This is a genomic window from Bradyrhizobium guangzhouense (assembly GCF_004114955.1).
GTDB lineage: Bacteria > Pseudomonadota > Alphaproteobacteria > Rhizobiales > Xanthobacteraceae > Bradyrhizobium > Bradyrhizobium guangzhouense.
In genome coordinates this window covers 1,851,357-1,871,826 of record NZ_CP030053.1, presented here as the reverse complement: position 1 = coordinate 1,871,826, position 20,470 = coordinate 1,851,357, and the positions used below count along the sequence as shown (strand labels likewise).

Sequence of the window (20,470 nt, the reverse complement as noted above, 5' to 3'; positions counted from 1 at the left end):
AGCTGGGCCCCGGCTCTGCAGCGCACCGCCAAAGGGGGCGCTGCGCTGCGTCCGGGGCACGAGGCCGGACTGAGCGACTAGTCTTCCATCTCCCTCACCCGGCGCGCATAGAGCCGCCGCAACGGCTCCAATTGCGTTGCCGCGGTGGCCGCAGCATAGGCCTCACGCGCCTCCCGCTTCCGCTCGAGCCGCCGCAGCAAATCCGCGCGCACTGCCGGCAGCAGTTCGTAGCCGTCGAGGCCGCCGCGCGCGGTGATCGCATCGACGAGATCGAGCGCGCGAGCGGGGCCGTCGACCATCGACACGGCGGCGGCGTGGTTGAGCTCGATCACCGGTGACGGATTGATGCGCAGCAGCACTTCATAGAGTCCGGCGATCTGCGGCCAGTCGGTCTCCTCAAAGCTCGCCGCGCGGGCATGCAGCGCGGCGATCGCGGCCTGCACCGCATAGGGCTGCGGCCGGCCCGGCACGCGCAGCGCGTCATCGACGAGGCGCAAGCCTTGCTCGATCTGCGCGCGATCCCACAGCGAGCGGTCCTGCTCTTCCAGCAGGACGATGTCGCCGGCTGCGGTCTCGCGTCCGGCGCGGCGCGCGTCATGCAGCAGCATCAACGCCAGCAGGCCCTTGATCGCGGCGCGATCCGGCATCAGACGATCGAGCAAACGCGCGAGCCTGATCGCCTCGGTCGCGAGGTCGGGCCGCATCAGGTCCGCGCCAGAGGTTGCGACATAGCCTTCGGTGTAGACGAGATAGATGACGGCGAGCACGCCGTCGAGCCGCGGCGCCAGCGCGTCGCGTTCCGGTACCTCATAGGGTATGCCGGCGAGCCTGATCTTCTGCTTGGCGCGGACGAGGCGCTGCGCCATCGCGTCCTCGCCGACGAGGAACGCGCGCGCGACCTGCGCGGCGGAGAGGCCGCAGACGGTGCGCAACGTCAGCGCGACCTGGACCTCGGCCGCGAACGCCGGATGGCAGCAGGTGAAGATCAGCCGCAGCATGTCGTCGTCGAGCATCGCCGGCGGCTCGGCCGGCGTATTCGCGTTGAGCTCGAGCTCGTGCAGGAGCGCCTGCTGCTTGCCGCGGAAGGCGGCCTGGCGCCTGATACGGTCGATCGCCTTGTTGCGACCGACATTGACGAGCCACGCACGCGGATTGTCAGGGACCTCGCCCGCCGACCAGCGCTCCAGCGCGACCGCGAACGCATCCTGCAGCGCGTCCTCGGCCAAATCGAAATCGCCGACGAGGCGGATCAGGGTGGCCAGCGCCCGCCCCGCCTCGTCGCGGAAGATCTTGTCGATGTCGGTTGCGCTGATCACTTATAGATCATGACCGGCCTGACCTCGATCGAGCCCCGCTTGGCCTCCGGAATTCGCGCGGCGAGCCCAACGGCATCGTCGATATCCTTGGCTTCGACCAGATAATAGCCGCCGAGCTGCTCGCGCGTTTCCGCGAACGGGCCGTCGGTGGTCATGGTCTTGCCGTCGCGCACGCGCACCGTGGTCGCCGTCGCCGTCGGCTGCAGGCCGTCGCCGGCCTTGAAATGGCCGCTCTGGATGATCGACTGGGTGTAGGCGCCGTATTCCCCCGCCAGCTTCTGGCGGTCGGTGGCGCTCATATCGGTCATGTAGTTTTCGTTCCGGTAGATCAGCAGCAGATATTGCATCGCTTTACTCCTGTGGTTCGGCTGGATCGCCGACATCAGTCGAACGAGCCAAACTCCAAACGACATCTCCTCGGACTTATTTTCGGGATCATTTGTAGATCATGACCGGCCGGACTTCGATCGAGCCGTCCCTGGCGCCGGGAATGCGCGCGGCGAGCTCGATCGCGGCGTTGAGATCCTTGGCCTCGACCAGATAATAGCCGCCGAGCTGCTCGCGGGTTTCCGCGAAGGGACCGTCCGTCGTCAGCGTCTTGCCCTCGCGCACGCGAACGGTAGTCGCGGTCGAGGTCGGCTGCAGCCCATCACCGGCCTTGAAGTGACCGCTCTGGACGATCGACTGCGTATAGGCGGAATACTCCGCCAGCAGCTTCTGGTAATCTGCGGGCGCGATCTGGCCCTGTTGCGCTTCGTTCCGATAGATCAGCAGCAGATACTGCATCGCTTCGCTCCTGTGTTCGGCTGGATTGCCGTCATCCAGTCGAACGGGGCCTGCGCCCGACGACATCTTCAGGATAAATTATTTGCGCCGCCGCATGCGCCCCGATCTCCGCTTGACGAAACCGTCACAAATGCCCATTGCCTTGTCAGTCAGTCGGCCGGACGGCCGCTCCGGCAGGTGCCGAAAGGCCGCCGGGGAGGAAAGTCCGGGCTCCCTTGACATACGGTGCCGGATAACGTCCGGCGGGGGCAACCCCAGGGAAAGTGCCACAGAGAACGAACCGCTCCCTCCTCGGAGGAAGTAAGGGTGAAAAGGTGCGGTAAGAGCGCACCGCGGGTCCGGCAACGGAGCCGGCATGGTAAACCCCACCGGGAGCAAAACCGAATAGGGGCGGCGTAGCGGGCTGTTCGCGAAAGCGATAACGCCGCGGGGCGATGTCAGGCCCGCCGTCCGGGTAGGTTGCTCGAGGCCATGTGCAAACATGGTCCCAGAGGAATGGTCGTCACGTATCGTTTGCGCAAGCAGGCGGTGCCCTACAGAACCCGGCTTACAGGCCGGCTGATATCTTGCAACGAGGGGTCTGGCGCAAACGCGCCAGACCCCTCACCAATTTCAACGCCGTCATTCCGGGGCTCGCGAAGCGAGAGCCCGGAATCCATCGGGCGGCAGGGACGGTGGAACAATGGCTTCCGGGCTCGCGACTTCGTCGCGCCCTGGAATGACGAACTAGGCGACAATCTCTTCCAACACGCCCATCAACGCCTCCGGCGCCGTGACGTTCGGCGCGTGGCTGGCGTCGAGCTCGAAACAGCGCCAGCCATCCTCGCTCTTCGCGCGCCTTGCGAATTGCCCGAACACGTCGCCCGGCGGAACGCGGGCGCAATAGATGTAGCTCCGCGGCATTGCCGCCTCGCCGTGCTGGAGTTTCAGCTTCGTCTCGAAGCATTTGATCGGCATGTTGGTGCGGCGGGCGTTGAGCCAATCGAGATCGGCCTGCGGCGTATCTGATGGCGGCGGGTTCGGCGGGATGCGGTAGCCATCGCCGGCGGCGGCCGCCTTGCGCATCGGCTCGCGCCCACCTTCGTTGAGATCGAACAGCGACTGGCCATCGCGCGGCACGAAGGCATCGAGATAGATCAGCTGCGTCACCCGCTCACGCGCGCGATCGGCGACGCCTGTCGCGACCATGCCGCCATAACTGTGGCCGAGCAGCACGATGTCGTCGAGATCCTCGAACTTGATGACGCCCAGGATGTCCTGGATATGCGTCTCGAGATCAACGGCGGGACTTGCGAGATGCGACCGCTCACCGAGGCCGGTATAGGTCGGTGCGATCAGGCGGTGGCCGGCCTGCGCCATCAGCGGATGCATCTTCCGCCACGACCAGCCGCCGGACCACGCGCCGTGACAGAGCAGGAAGGTTTTTGCGCGTGCGGCCATCGGCGTTTCCATCGTTCTTGTCTTGATGCGATGGAGTGTAGCGATGGCCGACGCGATGTAAACGCTGCGAGCTGCCTCAGGCCGCGCGCTGTGCCTTCACCAGCACCGCCGCAAGCTGGCTGGCGTCCCGCCGCAGCTTGCTCGCCTCAAAACCATGCATGCCGATCTGCCATTGCAGGCCGACGATGGCGCCCTTGGTCGGTTGCAGCAGCGCGAGCGAGGCAAACAGCGTCACCGGCAGCCATACCGCGAGCTGCAGCCAGACGGGCGGCGCATAGGCGGTCTCAACCGCGAGGATCGCCGGCACCACGAGATGGCCGACCACCACCATCACCAGATAGGCCGGGAAGTCGTCGGCGCGCTGGTGGAACAGCTCCTCGCCGCAATGATCGCAGCGGTCCGCGACTTTCAGGAAACGCCCGAACATGCGCCCTTCGCCGCAGTTCGGGCACTTGCCGCGAAAGCCGCGCCACATCGCCTTTGCCAGAGAGACTGAACCGGTCGCCATGACCACACCTCTTCCATTTCGCTGACCCATACAATAATCTCTTGCATCCATACATTCAAAGAATATGGACCAAACTTGCATGGATTGGACCCCTACAATTTCGGAGCTATCGGGCCCGCGCTACCAGCGCATCGTCGAGGCCATGGAAGCGGACATCGCCGCCGGCCGGCTGGTGCGGGGACAGCAATTGCCGACGCAGCGCGCGCTCGCAAAAGCGCTGGGCATCGACCTCACAACGGTGACGCGCGCCTACACCGAGGCGCGGCGCCGGGGCATCATGGAGGCCCGGGTCGGCCAGGGATCGTTCGTGTCCGAGACCAGCGCACGCCGCACGGTCGACCTGCCGCATCCGGTCGCGATCGATCTCTCCATGAACGTCCCGCCGCATCCGCTGGAAGCGCAGCTCGACGAGCGCATCATCGCCGGCCTCGAGGTCCTTCGCGCCCAATCGGGTCTGACCGCATTTCTGAACTATCAGCCGCCGGGCGGCAGCGCACATGAGCGCGAGGTCGCCGCGCGCTGGATGCGTGCGCGCGTTCCCCATGCGCAGGCCGACAGGCTCGTGATCTATCCCGGCGCACAGACCATCCTGTTCAACCTGCTCGCGCACCTTGCCCGACCGGGCGACATCGTGCTGACGGAAGCCCTCACCTTCCCCGGCATCAAGGCAGCCGCAGCGCAGCTCGGCGTCAAGCTCATCGGTGTCGCCATGGATGACGGCGGCATCTTGCCCGATGCGCTGGCAAAGGCCTGCCGCAGCTACAAGCCGAAGGCCGTCTATCTCATTCCGACGCTGCACAATCCGACCACGGCGACGCTCTCCTCCGAACGGCGCAGTGCGATCGCAAAAATCATCCGCGATGCCGAGACTGTGCTGATCGAGGACGACGCCTACGGGTTGCTCGATCGCTCGGTCTCGCCGGTCGCCAACCTGATCCCGGAGCGGACATATCTCGCGACCACACTGTCAAAATGCATCGCGCCGGCACTGCGCGTCGCCTATCTGCTGGCGCCCGACGGCGGCGCGCAGCTTCAGATGCGCAATCATCTCCAGGCCACAGTGCAGATGCCGGCGCCGTTGATGGTCGCGCTGGTGACGCACTGGCTGGAGAGCGGCATCGCCGACCGCATCATCACCGCGATCCGCGACGAAGCCGTCGGCCGCCAGCAATTGGCACAGCGCGCGCTGAAGGGTTTTCAGTTCCAGGCCAAGCCTGCCGCGCATCATCTTTGGTTACGGCTGCCGGAGGGACTTGGCCGCCGCGATGTCACCGCGCAGCTGTTGCGCGACGGGCTCGCCGTCGTGGCCAGCGACTCTTTTGTGGCCGATGGCAACCCGCCGAATGCTGCGCGGCTGTCGCTCGGCGCCGCTCGCAATCGCGCGGAGCTCACGCAAGCACTCCGGATTCTGATCGGCGCGCTGCAGAGGCCCGCTGATGCCAGGCAGATCGTCTGATGCACGCTATCAAACGCTGAGACCGCCGTTTGCATCCCGGCGATCGCAGCTCGCAAGATCATCCGCTATGCTTTGGCGACCTAGCCGCCTTGTCTCACACTATCGATAAATTGCTCGCGTTCACCGGGCGCGTAGCCCTGGGAAGATCCCGGATACGGTCCAATGTCTTCACCATACGGTGCTGCGCGGGGGTACATCGCCGGGCCTGAAGGCGCGTAGCCAAATGCCGAGGCAGGGTCTGAGGCGCCCTGATAAGGACGAACGACATGGTGCCGGTGCGCATGGTGCACCGTAGCCGCGTTCGCAGAGCCCGCCAGGGCGATCAAAAGGCTCGAAGCCAGGATCATACGCATCGCTTTTTCTCCAATTGACAGCCGCCCCGCTAAGATACGAATCAGGTCGCGCCGTTCCAACAAGGAGCGGGTTCACGATTAGTCACATCGGTGGCATCACGGGCACAGCACACCTAAGGTTGTCCTCCATTGTCCAACCTGAGACTGCGGATCAGCAGGGCTACGCTCATCAAGCCGCTCGAACAGAATCCTATGCGCACTATCTGGTCGTGTCGTTCGAAAATGCCCGACGGTCGCAGGTCGCGGTGCATGCAAGCATGCATTGACCGCTACGCCCGCCACTGTGCTATGCCCGGTGCGCTGATCACGAGATCGCGACAAGGAACTCAGGCGTGGAAACGTTCACGATTGCGCTGCTGCTGTTTGGCGCACTGGCGGGCGGCTTTGTTTCGGGGCTGGCCGGGTTCGGCACGGCACTGATGGCGCTCGGCATCTGGCTCTACGTGCTGCCGCCCTCGCTCGCGGTGCCCTTGGTGCTGATCTGCTCGGTGATCGCGCAGACTTCGACGCTGCCGTCGATGTGGAAGAGCTTTGACCTCTCGCTGGTGTGGCCGTTCCTGATCGGCGGATTGATCGGCGTGCCGATCGGGACCACGCTGGTCGCCTCCGCCGATCCAAAGGTGTTCAAGCTGAGCGTCGGCGTTCTGTTGCTGATCTTCTCGAGCGCGCTCTACTTCAACAAAAAGCAGTTCGCCGTCACCTTCGGCGGTCGCATCGCCGACGGCGTGGTCGGCTTTGCCGGCGGCATTCTGGGCGGGCTCGCCGGACTATCGGGGCCGCTGCCGATCCTGTGGGCCAACATCCGCGGCTGGAACAAGCACGAACGGCGGGGCATCTTCCAGCTGTTCAATTTCACGGTGCTTGCGACCGCGCTGGTGCTGCAGACCGTCTCGGGCCTGGTCGCATTCAAGGTGGTCTGGCTCGCGATGGTCGCATTCCCGGGCACGCTGATCGGCGCATGGCTGGGGGCGCGCGTCTATCACGCCCTCAGCGATAAGCATTTCGGCGACGTCGTACTCGGCCTGTTGTTCCTGTCCGGCGCGACCCTGGTCTGGAACAGCGTCAGCGCGTTCTAGGACGCGGGATAGACGCGAACGTCCCCGGCAAGAGCGCAACGCCGTTTACGGCACGCTGGTTTCCGGGTTACGGTTGCTGACTACTTGATAGTGACGATCCGTCGTCAGCGAAATTGTCGTGGGCGCTTCAGGCGCCAGCAAAGCCATTCGAACAAATTGCATTCTGCGAGGTCGGCCGACCCTCGCCGGGAAAATGGAAATATCGTCCTATGTCGATTTTCCGCGCCAAGTCCGCGGATGCCGGCGCCAGATTTCTGGTACGCGCGCTAAAGGCGCGGCTGCGCGACGAGCGAGCCGAGCTGGCCGTCATTCGAAGGCATCTGAGACCAGGCGACATCGCCTGCGATATCGGGGCGAACAAAGGCAACTTCATCTACTGGCTGTCGCGTTGGGTCCGCGACGGCCGTGTCGTCGCCTTCGAACCGCAACCGGAATTGGCACGCAACCTCTCGCGTCTCTGCGATCTGTTCGGACTTGCGAATGTGACTGTTGAAGCCAAGGCGGTCTATTCCCATTCCGGCGCGCAGGATTTGTACATACCGGAGGGTCATGGGCCGGGTGCATCGGTCTGCTACGATCAGGGGAAGGCCGACAGCTTCGCAGTGCTGTCGGTCCCGGCTATCGCACTGGACGATTACTTCCCGGCGAAGGAACGGGTCGCGCTGCTCAAGATCGACGTCGAGGGCGCGGAGCTCGCCGTGCTGAGGGGCTCGACGCGGATTCTGCGCAGCGATGGTCCGCTCCTGGTTTTCGAATGCGAGAACCGCCATCTGCTGCACGGCCATGTTGGGGACGTCTTCGCCTTTCTCGAGAGCCTCGGCTACGAGGGACATTTCGTGTGCCGACATCGACTGCTTCCGATCTCGCAGTTCGACGCAGCCATCCATCAGCGACAAGACGGCGAATGGTTCTGGAAGCGCAAAGATTATTGCAACAACTTCATCTTCCGAAAGCCGCGGGCAGCGTAGCGCGTGGCGCCGCGTCCTTGGTCGCGCGCCGCCCAGATCGCCGAGAGCCAGGTCGTCGGCCGCCCCTCGTCTGCCACTCCGTCCATGCGTTCCTTCGACAGCCCCATCCTCGCAACCCGGCAAATTGGTCGGAGCCGCGGGGATGAAACAAGCCGTCGCTACGCGGGCTCGCGTGCCAAGGGCGCGGTGGGCTTCGGACTCGCCGGCCCTGCAGCTGTCTCCTTCGGTGTCACCAGCCGCTTCCTGAACTCGCGGCGCAGCAGCCACAGGCTCTGGACGGCCTGGAGCGTCGTCGCCGCGTTCGATATGTACCAGACGTACTCGATGCGAAAGCCCGGCCGCGTCGAGAGCCAGATGGCCGGCAGCGAATAAGTGAGGACGCGCGTCGCCGAGCTCCACAGCACCGGCTTGGTGTTGCCGAGGCCCTGGAACATGCTGGAGCAGACGAAGATCAATCCCTGCGCCACCATGTTCAGCGAGATCATCTTCAGAAACAGCAACGCGACCCTCATCGTCTCCGGGTCATTCGAGAAGCCCGCGAGCAACAATCCGGGTGCGAGCTGTACGAAGACGGTGAGCACGATCATCACGGCCGTCGCAATCAACGCCGCCTTGGCGAAGGTCTCCCGCACGCGTTCGCCGTTGCCCGCGCCGAAATTCTGGCCGGCAATCGGCCCGGCCGCGAGGGCGACGGCAAGCGCCGGCATCTGGATCAAGCCGATGACGCGCGTGCCGATGCCAAATCCCGCCTGGGCCGCCGGGCCGAGATCGCGCAGCACGTAATAGATCGCGGCCATGAAGATGAAGATCATCACGAACTCGCCGCCCGCGGGCAGGCCGACATTGAGGATCCGTTTCCATTCCCGCAGCTGCGGACGCCATTGCTCCGGATGGAAGGCGACGTAGCGCTCCAGCCTGTGGAAATAGGCGAACAGCATCAGCACGCCGATGAACACGGCGATCGAGCTCGCGAGCCCCGCCCCTGCGACTCCGAACGCGTGTCCAGTGCCCCAACCGGTGATCAGGACCGGCGCCAGCGCGATGTTGAGGAGCACGGCGAGCACCTGCACCAGCATGCTCGGCCGCACGATGCCGGTGGCCCGCAGCGCCGCTCCCATCACCTGGGTGATGAATTGCAGCGCCAAGGCCGGCATGAACCAGTAGAAATAGGTGGCGCCGGCCTCGATCGTGGCCGCGTCGACCGAGATCGCGCGCATATAGGGGCGCGCCAGCGCCAGGCCGCCGAGCAGCGTCAGCAACCCTGACAGCACCGACAGCACGACCGACTGGTTGAAGACCACATTGGCGTCGTCGCGATCCTTGCGGCCTACTGCATGCGCGATCAGCGCCACCGTGCCGACACCGAGCATCTGCATCAGCGCGTTGACGAGGAAGCCGGCGTTGCCGGCCGCGGCGACGCCTGCAACGGCGGCATCGCCGAGCCCGGACACGAAGTACAGGTCGACGAGTTGGCAGATCATGATCGTGATCATGCCGACCACGATCGGTGGCGCCATGCTCAGGATGTGGCTCACGATGGAGCCGCGCGTCAGGTCCTTCATCTCATTCCATCCTCGACGACGTGACGGCAAGGCTTGTCGCCTGCCGCCGCGCGTCATTCCGCTGCTGCGATATGCCCGAGCTCCACCACCTGGCGCTCGAACAGGCTGCGATAGATCCCGCCCGGCTTGCCCGCGAGCATGGCATGGGTGCCCTGCTCGACGATCTCGCCGCGGTCGAACACCAGGATCCGATCGAGGCTCTTCACCGTCGACAGCCGGTGCGCGATCACGATCGAGGTGCGGCCTTTCATCAGCCGCTCCATTGCCTGCTGGATCAGCGCCTCCGATTCCGAATCGAGGCTCGAGGTCGCCTCGTCCAGGATCAGCACCGGCGCATCCGCGAGGAATGCGCGCGCCAGCGCCACGCGCTGCCGCTCGCCGCCCGACAGTTTGACGCCGCGTTCGCCGACCAGCGTGCCGTAACCCTTCGGCAGGCGCAGGATGAAATCGTGCGCGTTGGCCAGCCGGGCCGCCTGCTCGATCGCCTCCAGGCTGGCGCCGGGCCGGCCATAGGCGATGTTCTCGGCAAGCGTACGGTGAAACAGGATCGGCTCCTGCTGCACGATCGCGATCTGGCTGCGCAGCGATTGCTGCGTGGCCAGCGCGATATCCTGCCCGTCGATCAGGACACGACCGCCGGTGACGTCGTAGAGCCGCTGCACCAGCTTGACGAACGTCGTCTTGCCGGAGCCGGAGCGGCCGACGAGGCCGACACGTTCGCCCGCGCGGATCTTGAGCGACAATCCGTCGTAGAGCGGCGCGCGATGGCCGCCATAGTGGAACGTGACGTCGTCGAACACGATCTCGCCGCCCTCGATCGCGATCGGCAGCGCGCCGTCGGCATCCGCAATGCCGATCGGCTCGTCATGGATCGCGACCAGCTCCTCCATGTCGTTGACCGAGCGCTGCAGGTTGTTGATGTGCATGCCGACATCCCGCAAATAGGCGTGGATCACGTAGTAGCTCGTCAGCACATAGGTGACGTCGCCGGGCGAGGCGCGACCCGACATCCACAGCAGCACCGAGCCGCCGATCACGGACGCTCGCAGGCACAGCAGCAGCGAGAGCTGTGACATGGCGGTGTAGTTGTAGCGGAACCAGGTGCGACGCACGCGCGTGCGCCAGCGCTTGATGACGCGGGCAAGCCGCGCATCCTCGCGCATTTCCGCGCCGAACGATTTCACCACCGCATTGCAGGTCAGCGCGTCCGCCAGCGTACCGCCGACCTTGGTGTCCCAGGCATTGGAGACCCGGGCGGCCGGCGCGATGTAGCGCGTCGAGAACAGCACCGTCATCGTGACATAGGCGGCCGCGCCGAGCGCGATCACCGCACCGAGCGAGGCCCAGTGCACGCCGAGCAGGATCATCGATCCGATCAGCACCACGAGCGACGGCAGCAGCGCCAGCAGGATGGTGTCGTTGAGGAGGTCGAGCGCCCACATGCCGCGCGTGACCTTGCGCACGGTCGAGCCGGCGAAGGAGTTGGCGTGCCAGTCGGTCGAGAAGCGCTGCACGCGCAGGAAGGCATCCTGCGCGACGTCAGACATGATCTTCAGCGTGAACGGCACGATCACCTGGAGTCCGCCCAGGCGCAACACCATCGACGCGGCGCCCAGCACGACGATGCCGCCAAGCGCCACCAGCGCGGCGTGGCGCGCATCGGGATCGGATGGCCCGCGCGTCAGCGCGTCGACCAGATGTCCCGAGAATACCGGCATGAACAGATCGGCGACGGTCGCACCTAACAGGCCGACGGTGATGGCAAGCGCCCGCCCCGGCTGCTTCAGCCAGTGCCGGAACACGAAGGGCAGAACCACGCGGATAGCCGCGGGCTTTTTCGACAAGGCGGTCATGGCATCATCCGGCCGCTGTTGGCGCGGGCCGGCTCCATCGATGGACACAGGCCGGCCGCGAGGGCCGAAGCAGCGTCACTGGGAATTGGCTTGCAGTTGGGAAGCGGAGCGATCGGGGTAAAAAATCCGATCGAAGCTGGCGGAAGCGGCCTCTAGGCGGCCGAGCAGGACCCGAGCCAGAACATCGAGCGCGGGCGAACGATCTGCGAATGCGACGAAATCATGCAAATCTCTCCCCGGTTCGATTGAAATGAGGTGCGCTTTATAGATGTGTGATTTGCGATTTGCAACGGGGCCTGCGCGAGATCACGCACGAGTGTTGCATTTTGGCGCGAAGGGCAGTGCAGCCTCAAGCTCCGCTGTCGTGCCCCGGCCTGACCGGGGCATCCAGTACGCCGCGGCGGAAGTTGCAAGAGCGAGCTCTGCAATGCACGTCTCTGGAATACTGGGTCGCCCGGTCAAGCCGGGCGACGACACCGAGTGCGTGGCGTCAGTGTGCGTCGCCGCCGCTGCCGAACGGCGAGGCCGGCCTTTTCAGCAGCGTGACCAGCACGCTGAGGCTCAGGTAGAACAGCGTCAGAATGAAGAACGCGTCGGCAAAGCTCATCACCACGGCCTGACGGTGCACGATCTGGGTGAGCTGCTTCATCGCCATCAGCGCGGAGTCGCCGAGCCCCTGGAACTTCTGCTGGAGCATGGTCAGGGTTTCGGTCGCGGTCGCATTGCCCCAGGTGATGCGCTCCTGAAGACGCGTGATGTGCAGATCGGTGCGATCGTTGAGCACGGTGTTGATGACGGCGAGCCCGACCGCGCCACCGAGATTGCGCATCAGGTTGAACAGGCCCGAGGCGTTCTTCACCCGATCGGGCGGCAGCGTACCGAGCGCGATGTTGTTGGTCGGCACCATCGCGAACATCATGCCGACGCCGCGCAGGATCTGCGGAATCAGCAGCTCGTAGAAATCGTAGTCGCGCGTGATCCAGGTCATCTGGTAGGAGCCCAGCGCGAACACGATCAGGCCGAACGCGACCATGTAGCGCATGTCCAGGCTCGCCATCAGCCGGCCGACCAGCGGCGCGACCAGGAACATGGTGATTCCAGACACGAACATGGTCTCGCCGATCATCAGCGCGCTGTAGCCGCGCACCTCGGCGAGATAGCGCGGATAGATGTAGGTCAGGCCGTAGAGACCGATGCCGATGCAGAATTGCAGCGTGGAGCCGACGGCGAAATTGCGGTTGGTGAAGGTGCGCAGATTGACGATGGGCTCGGCTGCCGTGAAGACCCGCACGAAGAAGGCGACCGCCGAGACGGCGCAGATCGCAGCGCAGATCGCCACCGACGTGTCCTGCAGCCATTCATATTGCGGGCCCTCCTCCAGCACATATTCCAGCGTGCCGAGGAAACCGGCCATGAACAGCAGGCCCCACCAGTCGAAGCGGTCGAGCAATTCGAAATGCGGCTCGTCGAAATCGACCAGCGCCCAGACGCCGAGGGTGATGCCGATGCCCGGCACGACGTTGATGAAGAACAGCCAGTTCCAGGACATCAGGTCGGTGATGTAGCCACCGACCGTCGGCCCGATGGTGGGCGCCAGCGTCGCGACGAGCCCGATGATGGGACCGACGATGTGGAATTTCGACCGCGGGAACACGGTGTAGGCGGAGGCGAACACCGTCGGGATCATGCCGGCGCCGAGGAAGCCCTGGAGCGCGCGCCAGAGGATCATCTCCTCGATGGTGGTGGCGAAGCCGCAAAGCAGGCTCGAAATCGTGAAGCCGGCCGCCGAGATCGCGAACAACAGCCGCGTGCCGAAGGCGCGCGACAGGAATCCCGACAGCGGGATCGCGATCACTTCGGCGATCAGATAGGCGGTCTGGACCCAGGAGACCTCGCTGGAGCTCGCCGACAGGCCGGCCTGGATTTCGCTCAAGGAGGCCGAGACGATCTGGATGTCCAGGATCGACATGAACATCCCGAACACCATGATGATGAAGGCGAACAGCCGCTTCGGCGCGATGCGCTCCGAAGCGGGATCGGCCATCATGGCAGGTGAAGCAGTCGTGGCGTTCGCCATGGAGTCAAATTCCGCCGTCGTCCCGGCCTACTGCGGATGGATCATGGTGGGATCGTCGAGATCGATCTCGCTGTCGGCGTCGGCGGCGCCCTTGTTGGTGTCGACGGTGGCGTAGACCGACATGCCGGCGCGAAGCAGGTTCTGCCTGGCGACCGCCTTCGGCACGCGGATGCGGACCGGGACGCGCTGCACGATCTTGGTGAAGTTGCCGGTGGCGTTGTCGGGCGGCAGCAGCGTGAACACCGAGCCCGCGCCCGCCGCGATGCTGTCGACGACGCCGGAGAACTTGCGCATGCCGTAGGCGTCGACCTTGATCGTCACCGGCTGGCCGGGACGAATACGCTTGAGCTGCGTCTCCTTGAAGTTCGCGTCGATATAGACCTCATCGAGCGGCACGACATTGCCGAGGCGCTGGCCGACGGCAACGAAGTCGCCGAGGTTGACGAGACGGTTGGAGAAGATGCCATCGACCGGCGCCCGCACCGCGGCAAAGCTGAGATCGCGCTCGGCCTTGGCGAGCGTGGTCTTGAGCTCGGCGAGCTGGGCCTGGGCTTCGGCCTGCTGGGCCTTGGCGACATCGACATTGCTCACGGCAACGTCGTAGGCGGCCTGCGCGGCCTTGACCGCGGCGGCGCCCTGGTCGCGGCCGGCTTCCGAGGTCTCGAAGGTTGCGCGCGAGGCAAAGCCCTTGCTGCTCAGCGCCTGCTGGCGCTCATAGTCGAGATCGGCGCGCTTGAGGCCCGCTTCCGCGGAGACCAGCTGCGCGTTGGCCTGCGCGACCTGGCTGTCGAGCGCCGCGATCTGACGGCCGATGCGGTCGATGGTGGCCTGCTGGGTCGCGATCCGGGTCGAGGCGGCATCGACCGCGATCTTGTAGTCCCCGTCGTCGATACGCATGACGATGTCGCCGGCATGCACCAGCTTATTGTCACCGGCGAGGATCGAGGAGATATGACCGGCCACGCGCGCGCCCAGCATGGTGTTGTTGGCGCGGACATAGGCGTCGTCGGTCGAGATGTAGAAGCGGCCGACCAGCGTGTAGTAACCGGCATAGCTCGCCGCTGCGAGCGCCAGCACGATGCCGACGCCCATCATGACGAATTTGCGCTTTTTAGGCTTCGGCGCGGCAGCGGCGGGTGCGGTGGGAGCCGGCTGATCGGCGACAGGTTTCTCCGGCGCCTCGCTGGTCCGGCGCTTGGCTTCTTCGACCACATGAGAGCGCAGCTGCTCGGCGAGTGCGGCCGATGTCCCGGTCGCAGCTTCGCCGTTCGCCGCGTTCGTCTCCACCGCTTCCTGGCGAAGGACGCGCGCAGCCTGGTCTCTCGATATGGCCATAACGGCCTCCCCAATAAAAACGCGATACGGGGCTGCCGTCGCACGGCCGCGATCCCGATCGCCCACCCAAATATCATTGACCGAACGGTTCGGTCAATATACTTAATATTCCCGGCAAGACCCTACTGGCCCGAATCCTTTATTTGGGTTTCATCACCGGACGACCGGGCCAAAACCTTTCGGGACCCTAAACCAATGGTTGCAGCAAACCGCGAACATCTGCACGCTCTCCCGGACGAGGACAGCTCAAAGCGCCGCCAGATCCTGGCCGGAGCCCGTAAGGTGTTCATGGATCTGGGTTTTGACGGCGCCAGCATGGGCGAGATCGCGCGCGCGGCCGGCGTCTCCAAGGGGACGCTCTACGTCTACTTCGCCGACAAGAGCGCGCTGTTCGAAGCCATCCTCGAGGAGGAAGCGCTGTTTCACGGCCAGGTCGTGTTCAATTTCGACCCTGCGCGCGACGCCGAGACCACGCTGAAGGATTTCGGCCAGGCCTATCTGCATCTGCTCTGCCGGCCCGGCGGCGGATCGGCGATTCGCACCGTGATGGCGATTGCCGAGCGCATGCCGGACGTCGGCCGCCGCTATTATCTGCGGGTGCTGGAGAAAACCATCAACCGGCTGTCCGAATATCTGAAGGCCCATGTCGCCTCCGGCGATCTCGCCATCGACGATTGCGACCTTGCCGCCTCGCAGTTCATGGAACTGTGCAAGGCCTCGCTCTTCCTGCCCTTCGTCTTTCAGGCCGCGCCACCGCCCTCGGAAGAGCGCATGACGGAAGTGATTAACAGTGCGACGCGGATGTTCCTGGCCTCGTACAAGGCGAAGTGAGCGGAAGCCGGCCGCGCGTTGCGCCTGCGGTCCGCGCCGCATTATATTGAGCGCCATGTCCCGTGACCTTCGCCCGCCGGTCGATATCCTCCATTATGAAATCGTCCAGGAACAGGCCTCGGCGCTTGGACGAATGGGCCGCACGCTCGAACAGGCGCTCGCGCGACTGCGCGAATTCGACGCTGCCCATGGCTTCTCGGAGCCGCCGGCCGCGATGCAGCCGGCGAGGCGCCAGTTGGTGATGGAGGCCGGCCAGGCGCTCTGGATGTTCGTTGTCCAACGAGAGGCCACGGGGCTGCGCGACAACAGGCATATCATGCGGACCTACAACGTCCCCGCCGAAGTGCAGCGCTGCATGGGACTGGCGCCGCCATCGAAGCCGGCTTCGAAATGATGCCGGCGTCTCGTATCCGCTACTCGTCCGCGAACTCGTCTTCCTCGTTGATCTTCTCGTGCTTGCCGCTCTTGCGGCCGCCAAGCGAGCCGGTCACGTAGGGATCGCGGTTGTTCGCGTAAGGACTGCGGCCGGCCGCGCGTGCGGCGACTTCTTCGCCGGAAACCGCGGCCGGCTGGCAGATCAGGCGACGGCTGGCACGGCGCATCAAATCGACGTGGATGTGATCGTAGTGATAGACGTTGGAACCCGGCGCCAGCACCGTGGTGAAATGCGCGCACGCGCCCGACTGGACGTCGCGCAAGAAGCCCTGCTCTTCCGGCATGCCGTGCCAGCCGTCCTTCACCGTGATGCGGCGTCCGTCGGCGAGCGTGAACGCGGCGACATCGAGCGCGTTGCCGAAGGCGTGCTCGGAGATGTGGGCGTGCGGGTTGCCGTTCATGCCGCGGCAGGAATAGGCGGAGATCTGCTTGATCTCGACCACGCGGGCGCCGAACCAGCGCATCGCCGACGGCTGCACGGTGTCGGCAAACCAGCGGTCGAGCTCCGACACGATCGGACAGGCGAGCGTTGCGGTCGGCTTCACCACGACGGGACCGACGGCGCTGACGGGATTGCCCTGCGCGGGACCAAGACGCGGCAATGGCTGCTGCGCCGGCGCCTGCGAGTAAGGCGCAGGCCCGGGCGGCCGCGCCGGATAGCTCGGCGCATTCATGTAGCGCGCGGCACCCGCAGCATCGGTGCCCTCGGGCGGCAGGTCGATCTCGTCTTCCTGCGGCGCGACGCCAGGCGCGCTGAGCGACACCGGTCCTGAAGACGCGCCATAGCCGGCGGGCTGGCGCACCGCGCTTTCGGGATAGTTCGAGCGCTGCGGATAGTTGGAAGCCGGATAGTTCTGTTGCGGCTGGGACACCGGCCAGCGCGGCTGGTTTCCGACATTGCCGGGCGGGCGCAGCTCTTCATCGGCGAAACCGTAACTGCTCGAAGGCTCACCGATGGCGGCAACCTTCAGCGGGAACTCGGCACCGCACATGCCAGGCCCGGAGATCGGATCGATCCGGACGATGTCTGCACTCTCTTTCACGGCGCCCGATTTCAGGCACGCCGCTTCGGCCTCGGCTCGCCACGGTTCACGTTCGGCCTGGAAAAAGCCGCGTCCGCAACCCGCGAGCGAAACAAGGACGATGGAGCCGACGAGATACAAACGAACTCCGCGCGTCATGCGCGCACGTTCGGTGAATTTACTTAAAGACTCTTCAACGTGTTGATTTCAATATTCCTTAACCATACCGGCCGCGCGAGGCGCAGCCGGCTGCGATGAACGGCCGGGAGGCATCGCGAGGCGCATCAGAAGTTCGAGCAGTCCGATCCGGTGATGCCGCCGATCTTGAAGCTGCGGCACATCATGCCGGGATTGTCGGGGTCGGGATAACGATCGTCCTTCTCGCGCACGGTGTGGCTGAAGCGCCATCCACGCGCGCGCATGCAGCGCTTGTACGCCGGTGATGTCGGCGTGCCGTTCTGTGGTGCGCCGAGCTCGGCATCGCAGAACGAGCTGTCGATGTTGAGCGCGTCGTCGCCGCGCTTCTGTTTCAGCATATTGGTCCAGATATCGGTGTCGGCGTGCGCCGAGATTGCGCTGCCGATCAGCAGCGCAGCGATGAGGGCGAGACGTTTCATGGGCAATCTCCTTTGCAGGCGTCGTCGGCCATCGGTCGCATGCAAGCCGAACGCGGGTTCGGTGCGAGGGAATTACAAATTGGACAGGGGGCGGGCGACGTGCACAGGCGCAACCGAATGTGCGTTGGCTCACGCAGGCAGCGGCTGTGAGGTCCGTCACAGAAGACCGAAGCTGTCAGGCATAGGGTCGAACCACATCGGGCCCCGAGGCGACTTCAATCCATCTCGGGACTCAAGCCTTTTCGGGACCACGCCATTTCGGAGGTTGTCATGAACAAGCTCACCATCGCCGCCGCGGCACTCTTCCTCGCCTCGACCGCCGTCGCGCATGCCGGCAATTCGATCTCGTTCCGGATCGAAGGCCAGAACATCCGCATCGAAACGCCGCGCAATTGCGCCTCGCTCGATTGCGTCACCATCGTGGCGCCCGGCCTCTCGAACAAGCCGATCAAGCTGAACAACATCAACCTCAACGGCCTTGGCTCCAAAGATCTTGGCTCGAAGGACGACGGCGACAGCACGCCGAGCGCGACGACTGCGCAGCCCGCACCAGCACCGGTGCAGCAACAGCCCGTCGCGCCAGCGCCGGTGCAGGCGAATACCCCCGCAGTTGCCCCCGCCGCCCCTGCCCCGGTCGTTGCCGCCGCTCCGTCCGTCGACGCGACCACGCAGCCCGTGTCTGTTGCAGCTCCCGCTCCGGTCGTCGCGCCTGCGCCGGTTGCCGCCGCGCCCGCTTACACGCCACCGCCGGCCCCGGCTCCCGTTGCGCCGGTGCAGGCCGCGAACACGCCGGTCGGCGTGTGGGCCACCGAAGAGAACAAGGGCAACGTCCGCGTCGAACAATGCGGCACCAATCTCTGCGGCTATGCCGAGAAGACCAATGAGCGCATTCTGATCAACATGAAGCCCGACGGCGCCAAGTGGAGCGGCCGCATCCACGATCCCGACTCCGGTCGCAATTACGACTCGACGATCGCCATGAGGGGCCCGAACGCGATGCGCGTGCAAGGCTGCGCCTTCGGCGGCCTGTTCTGCGGCGGCCAGACCTGGAAGCGTGTGAGCTGACACCGAAGGTGTCATCCCGGGGCGATGCGCAGCATCGAACCCGGGATCTCGTGCCACAATTTCGGGATTCCGGGCTCGCGACTTCGTCGCGCCCCGGAATGACGAGCAAGAAGGCGGCGCCACGTCCCTGTCTTGGGGACGTGGCGTTTGAACGTTCACCGTTTCCATGCAACAGATGTTCATCCGCCATTCAGCCACCTCAGGCTGAAATCGACCGATCTCGCCTCGCGTTCTCACCGGGACCTCAATGTGGCTTTGATGGTGGCTTGGCGCCGCGTCATGTTTGCTTTGCCGCTGCTGGCGCTGCCGCTGGCTGGCGCGGACAATGCATGTGCGTCCGACGCGATCGAGCTTGCGCAAGCGCAGCCGCAGGCACAACCCTCGCCCGCTCCTTCGCCGACGCCAGCGGCTTCGCCAGCGCCCGCGGCGGATGCGCAGTCCGCCACGGTCGAGCCCATCGGCAACGTCGCGACCGTGACGGGAATCGCGACCGTGATCCGCGACAAGAACTCCTATCCGCTGAAGGTGCGCGACGACATCTATCTCAACGATATCGTGCAGACATCCTCGAACTCCTCGCTCGGCATCACCTTCAACGACGCCACCACGTTCAATCTCTCGGCCAGCGCCAAGATCACCATCGACAACTACGTCTATGAGGACGGCGGCAAGCAGAATTCGGCCATTTTCGACATCGGCAAGGGCACGGTCGCCTTCGTCGCGGCCGCGGTGGCCAAGACCGGCGACATGAAGATCGCAACGCCGACCGCAACGCTCGGCATCCGCGGCACCACCGGTGTCGTCGACGTGCCCGAGAACGCGACCGCAAACACGGCGAACAACGTCAACATCAAACTCTATCCCGACGCCGACGGCCGGGTCGGCCATATCGACGTCAACGACCGCGCCAGCGGCACGCGGCTCGGCGCGCTGACGCAAGCCTCGAGCGGCTTTGCGATTCGGCCGGGCGCGGCCGGCCCGGGCGGCATGCGCTTCGCCGCGGTGCCGATCACGATTCCGCCGCAGCAGATCGCGCGCGACCGCGGCTTCGTCAGCCAGGTCCACGCCGCACAGACCGCGGGACGGCAGATCGTTACCGAGCAACGCGACTTCCGTCGCGCCAATCCGACTGCAGTCAGTCGCATTCCGCGACCGGCCCTGCCGCCGCAGCAGCAGCAATTGCGGCCGAATCCGGCGCCGACCCAGCAACAGCAGCGGCCGAATGGCCAGCCTGGTCAACCCGGCCAGAACAACCGTCCGGGTCAACAGCAGCAGCCGGGAGCGCCGAACCGTCAGGGCACGCAACCGGGCACGCAGAAGCCACAGCGGCAAGGGCAAGGACAAGGACAAGGCGGAGCGACACAGCCGGGTGCGCCGCGCGCGGGCCAAGGTCAGCAACAACCCCGCCAGCAAGGCACGGCTCAGCCAACCGCCCAGCCGCGCACCGGACAAGGCACGCAGCCGAGCGGCGCGCCGCCGACGCAGCCACCGCGTGGCGGACAATCTCCGCAGCGGCCGGGAGCGGTCACGCCTCAGCCGGGCGCGACGCCGCAACCGCAGCCGCCGCGCACCGGGTTGCAGCCCGGCACGCTGCCGACAGTCCAGCCGCAACAAGGCGCCGCACCGCGCCAGCCCGGCTTCCAACAGCGCCTACCTGGCGCACAACGCCCCACCGCGCCACGCAGACCCGCGCTGGCTCCGCCGCCGAAGGAAAAGAAGAAGCGGTAGGTTGGAAGACTCCGCTCCCTCCCGTCATTGCGAGCGCAGCGA

18 protein-coding genes and 1 other RNA gene are annotated in these 20,470 nt (G+C 65.3%); 8 read left to right on the top strand and 11 right to left on the bottom strand.

Annotation, left to right across the window (positions count from 1 at the left end; genetic code table 11):
• Window positions 1-77 precede the first annotated feature (77 nt).
• The 3 genes from XH91_RS09060 to XH91_RS09050 form a co-directional block, all read right to left on the bottom strand.
• Entirely contained in the window at window positions 78-1,316 is a 1,239-nt protein-coding gene (locus tag XH91_RS09060) for an RNA polymerase sigma factor (protein WP_128950269.1), read from the bottom strand.
• A complete protein-coding gene (locus XH91_RS09055) occupies window positions 1,313-1,663 on the bottom strand; it encodes a YciI family protein (RefSeq protein ID WP_128950268.1) in 351 nt (116 codons plus the stop codon). Before XH91_RS09055 ends, XH91_RS09060 begins: the two co-directional genes overlap by 4 nt.
• 88 nt (window positions 1,664-1,751) lie before the next feature.
• Window positions 1,752-2,102, bottom strand: a complete 351-nt coding sequence (locus XH91_RS09050; protein ID WP_128950267.1) for a YciI family protein — start codon at window positions 2,100-2,102, stop codon at window positions 1,752-1,754.
• A 149-nt stretch (window positions 2,103-2,251) separates the two neighbouring features.
• Between XH91_RS09050 and rnpB the strand changes: the two genes are divergently transcribed.
• An RNA gene (gene rnpB / locus XH91_RS09045) (RNase P RNA component class A) lies at window positions 2,252-2,668 on the top strand.
• A gap of 160 nt (window positions 2,669-2,828) precedes the next feature.
• On the opposite strand, the gene XH91_RS09040 is transcribed toward rnpB, so the two are convergent.
• Complete coding sequence (locus tag XH91_RS09040; protein WP_164933982.1) at window positions 2,829-3,542, bottom strand: alpha/beta fold hydrolase; 714 nt, start codon at window positions 3,540-3,542, stop codon at window positions 2,829-2,831.
• A 76-nt stretch (window positions 3,543-3,618) separates the two neighbouring features.
• Entirely contained in the window at window positions 3,619-4,050 is a 432-nt protein-coding gene (locus XH91_RS09035) for a DUF983 domain-containing protein (protein WP_245470702.1), read from the bottom strand.
• A 79-nt stretch (window positions 4,051-4,129) separates the two neighbouring features.
• Here XH91_RS09035 and XH91_RS09030 point away from each other — a divergent pair, with 79 nt between their 5' ends.
• The 3 genes from XH91_RS09030 to XH91_RS09020 all read left to right on the top strand — a co-directional run bounded on the left by XH91_RS09030 (window position 4,130) and on the right by XH91_RS09020 (window position 7,903).
• Window positions 4,130-5,506, top strand: coding sequence for an aminotransferase-like domain-containing protein (locus XH91_RS09030; RefSeq protein ID WP_164933980.1), 1,377 nt, complete (start codon window positions 4,130-4,132; stop codon window positions 5,504-5,506).
• A 685-nt stretch (window positions 5,507-6,191) separates the two neighbouring features.
• The gene (locus XH91_RS09025; RefSeq protein WP_128950263.1) at window positions 6,192-6,935 is read left to right on the top strand and encodes a sulfite exporter TauE/SafE family protein; all 744 of its coding nucleotides are present in this window, start codon (window positions 6,192-6,194) and stop codon (window positions 6,933-6,935) included.
• Between the two features lie 209 nt (window positions 6,936-7,144).
• Window positions 7,145-7,903, top strand: coding sequence for an FkbM family methyltransferase (locus XH91_RS09020; RefSeq protein WP_128950262.1), 759 nt, complete (start codon window positions 7,145-7,147; stop codon window positions 7,901-7,903).
• A 158-nt stretch (window positions 7,904-8,061) separates the two neighbouring features.
• Here XH91_RS09020 and XH91_RS09015 read toward each other — a convergent pair whose 3' ends face one another.
• The 4 genes from XH91_RS09015 to XH91_RS09000 form a co-directional block, all read right to left on the bottom strand.
• Complete coding sequence (locus XH91_RS09015) at window positions 8,062-9,465, bottom strand: MATE family efflux transporter (protein WP_128950261.1); 1,404 nt, start codon at window positions 9,463-9,465, stop codon at window positions 8,062-8,064.
• Window positions 9,466-9,518: 53 nt separating this feature from the next.
• The gene (locus XH91_RS09010) at window positions 9,519-11,318 is read right to left on the bottom strand and encodes an ABC transporter ATP-binding protein (RefSeq protein ID WP_164933979.1); all 1,800 of its coding nucleotides are present in this window, start codon (window positions 11,316-11,318) and stop codon (window positions 9,519-9,521) included.
• Window positions 11,319-11,808: 490 nt separating this feature from the next.
• Complete coding sequence (locus XH91_RS09005; RefSeq protein ID WP_128950259.1) at window positions 11,809-13,395, bottom strand: DHA2 family efflux MFS transporter permease subunit; 1,587 nt, start codon at window positions 13,393-13,395, stop codon at window positions 11,809-11,811.
• A gap of 27 nt (window positions 13,396-13,422) precedes the next feature.
• The gene (locus XH91_RS09000) at window positions 13,423-14,730 is read right to left on the bottom strand and encodes an HlyD family secretion protein (protein WP_128950258.1); all 1,308 of its coding nucleotides are present in this window, start codon (window positions 14,728-14,730) and stop codon (window positions 13,423-13,425) included.
• Between the two features lie 195 nt (window positions 14,731-14,925).
• On the opposite strand from XH91_RS09000, the gene XH91_RS08995 reads away from it, so the two are divergent.
• Together XH91_RS08995 and XH91_RS08990 are read left to right on the top strand one after the other, a co-directional pair.
• Window positions 14,926-15,561, top strand: coding sequence for a TetR/AcrR family transcriptional regulator (locus XH91_RS08995; protein WP_128950257.1), 636 nt, complete (start codon window positions 14,926-14,928; stop codon window positions 15,559-15,561).
• 55 nt (window positions 15,562-15,616) lie between these two features.
• Entirely contained in the window at window positions 15,617-15,955 is a 339-nt protein-coding gene (locus XH91_RS08990; protein WP_128950256.1) for a DUF6665 family protein, read from the top strand.
• 19 nt (window positions 15,956-15,974) lie between these two features.
• On the opposite strand, the gene XH91_RS08985 is transcribed toward XH91_RS08990, so the two are convergent.
• Window positions 15,975-17,177 carry an extensin-like domain-containing protein gene (locus XH91_RS08985; RefSeq protein ID WP_128950255.1) on the bottom strand — a complete coding sequence of 401 codons (1,203 nt, stop codon included), beginning with the start codon at window positions 17,175-17,177 and terminating at the stop codon, window positions 15,975-15,977.
• 125 nt (window positions 17,178-17,302) lie between these two features.
• Window positions 17,303-17,635 (bottom strand): hypothetical protein, encoded by a 333-nt coding sequence (locus XH91_RS08980; RefSeq protein ID WP_128950254.1) that lies wholly within the window; start codon window positions 17,633-17,635, stop codon window positions 17,303-17,305.
• A gap of 270 nt (window positions 17,636-17,905) precedes the next feature.
• Here XH91_RS08980 and XH91_RS08975 point away from each other — a divergent pair, with 270 nt between their 5' ends.
• Together XH91_RS08975 and XH91_RS08970 are read left to right on the top strand one after the other, a co-directional pair.
• The gene (locus XH91_RS08975) at window positions 17,906-18,700 is read left to right on the top strand and encodes a DUF2147 domain-containing protein (protein WP_128950253.1); all 795 of its coding nucleotides are present in this window, start codon (window positions 17,906-17,908) and stop codon (window positions 18,698-18,700) included.
• Between the two features lie 258 nt (window positions 18,701-18,958).
• On the top strand, window positions 18,959-20,428 hold the full coding sequence (locus XH91_RS08970) for a FecR family protein (RefSeq protein WP_164933991.1): 1,470 nt from the start codon (window positions 18,959-18,961) through the stop codon (window positions 20,426-20,428).
• Window positions 20,429-20,470: the final 42 nt, after the last annotated feature.